This window comes from Marinospirillum sp., assembly GCF_014859565.1.
In genome coordinates this window covers 1-2,122 of sequence record NZ_JACUUA010000389.1, presented here as the reverse complement: position 1 = coordinate 2,122, position 2,122 = coordinate 1, and the positions used below count along the sequence as shown (strand labels likewise).

Genomic DNA, 2,122 nt, shown 5'->3' with positions numbered 1-2,122 from the left:
AGGCGCACGCCTGGAAAGTGTGTATACGGCAACGTATCGAGGGTTCGAATCCCTCCTTCTCCGCCAGATTTAAATGAAAAAGCCCTGATTATTCAGGGCTTTTTCATTTCTGAGTGAGCAGCATCCACCAAACTGTCCCCCCATTTTTATTCCTGCCCATGATTCCCATTGATCTTTTACTGTTGTTTGTTGTGGCCTCTGCGGCGCTGGCGGTTGCTCCGGGGCCGGATAATATTTTTGTGCTGACACTGGCCGCTGTGCATGGCCGCAAGGCTGGGATGCTGGTAACGCTTGGGTTATGTACGGGGTTGCTGGTGCATATCGCTGCAGTGGTGCTGGGTGTGGCAGCTCTTTTTAAAACATCAGTAATGGCCTTTACTGCACTTAAAATAGTGGGTGCGGTTTATCTGCTGTATCTGGCATGGCAAAGTTTTTCTGCGGGTCGTGCCAGGCTTACTGCATCAAGTGAGAAACCCTTGGGTGCAAAAGCCCTGTATCTGCGTGGCATTTTTATGAATGTGACCAACCCCAAGGTAGCCATCTTTTTTCTGGCGTTTCTGCCGCAGTTTGCCGATCCGGTACGAGGCTCTATCCCTCTGCAGATTCTGATTCTCGGCGCTGCTTTTATGCTGACAGCGCTGATTATTTTCAGCCTGATTGCCTGGGGTGCTGGCTGGATTGGTGACTGGCTAAAAAAATCGGAACGGGCGCAGATTTATATCAACCGGCTGGCGGGTACGGTGTTTGTACTGCTGGCATGTCGCCTGTTATTCATTAAACCCTGATTGTTAAACAGTCAGGGCTTCAGCCAACTGATCCGTGTCCTGATAAAGAATGACGTGAGCACAATCCGTGAGTGCCAGAATGGCTTTTTGTGTTTCTGTAGCATCAGTTGCAGGTTCAATCACCACATAACGGGGTATCTGGGGTGCTGCATTACGCAGGTCAGACATTTTTCCGATGGTGTGGTAGACCTTTTCCCAGTTGATCTGGTTTTTACTGGAGGCGACCGTCTGAATCAGGCGGATGCTGTTGTCCTGTTCCAGCGCAAAAGGAAAGTTGAGTTCGTGACCACTGGCACCATAATGGCTGTAGCTGGATTTAAGCTGCTGACCAAAACGAGTTTTGAGTGCTGCACCCAGTTGACGGTCAAAACGGGTGGTGGTTTCAGTGGGGAGGGGTATCCAGTCACTGCATAATTGTCCGATGCAGGTGATGGCATCCAGCATTCTGGCCAGTTGCCATGACAGTTCATCCAGGCTGCAGCTGCAGTGTATTTCACCCTGTTCCGAAAGTTGTACCTGATTCCGTTCGATGATGTCCTGTAATTGTCTGGAGCGCCTTGGATTGCTGGTGATGCCTGATGTCAGGGCGTTGAACAGGGTGTCGGCATTGTCGGAAATACGGTAGCGATTGTTTTGTAATTCCTGCACATAAACACCAATACAGCTGCTGTCAAAAGCCTGGGTCAGTGGGCTTTGTAAAAAAACAGTGCCTTCGGTGACGGGTTTACACTGCAAGTTGAGCAGGTTGGCGCTATCCAGTGGATTCATAACAGTGATCCGATTTGTTCCTGTTCAGGAAGATTGAGTGCAGGTGCATCACTCAGGCTGGCATGGAGCAGAAAGTCTTCCCATAAATCTTCCAGTTCCGAATCCGGCAAGGGTTCGGCATACCCACTAAGGGCATCCGCGACAACACGATGCAGATGTGGGTGACTGATGGTTTGCCGGTAGTGTTCTTCAGTCACTCCTACGCGATTTAAGTGGCTGGATGCTCTGCCTGCATCCAGCCCCAGCAGGCGTGCACCACGTAGCATCAGCGAAACGGAGAAGGCCGGCTTTACACCACTGAGGATGCTGGGTTTGTAGTGAAGCTCCAGATACAGGCCTTCATGGAAGCTGCCATTGATCAGCAGGGGTGTTTTGCTGTGGTAGTGGCGGGGGTAATGGCGCTCTGATCTAAGCTGCCATTTGATGCTGTCTGCACCGCCCCACTCCTTAAATTCATGGATGTAGTGCAGGGCATTTTCATGAAGAATTTCCTGGTTGGCAGACACCTGATAACTCCCGGTTCAGTTTATTTGGGCACAGCTTCGCAGATGTCGCGCAGGTAACGAAAA

Annotated in this window: 3 protein-coding genes; 1 reads left to right on the top strand and 2 read right to left on the bottom strand. The window is 50.7% G+C overall.

The annotated features are described in order from the left end of the window. The first annotated feature begins 158 nt into the window (after window positions 1–158). Entirely contained in the window at window positions 159–785 is a 627-nt protein-coding gene (locus tag IBX50_RS20050; RefSeq protein ID WP_292258163.1) for a LysE family translocator, read from the top strand. A 3-nt stretch (window positions 786–788) separates the two neighbouring features. Here the strand turns inward: IBX50_RS20050 and IBX50_RS20045 are convergent, their stop codons facing one another. After that, window positions 789–1,553 carry a DUF1828 domain-containing protein gene (locus IBX50_RS20045; RefSeq protein ID WP_292258162.1) on the bottom strand — a complete coding sequence of 255 codons (765 nt, stop codon included), beginning with the start codon at window positions 1,551–1,553 and terminating at the stop codon, window positions 789–791. Further along, the gene (locus tag IBX50_RS20040) at window positions 1,550–2,059 is read right to left on the bottom strand and encodes a hypothetical protein (RefSeq protein ID WP_292258161.1); all 510 of its coding nucleotides are present in this window, start codon (window positions 2,057–2,059) and stop codon (window positions 1,550–1,552) included. The genes IBX50_RS20045 and IBX50_RS20040 overlap by 4 nt, the downstream gene beginning before the upstream one ends. Window positions 2,060–2,122: the final 63 nt, after the last annotated feature.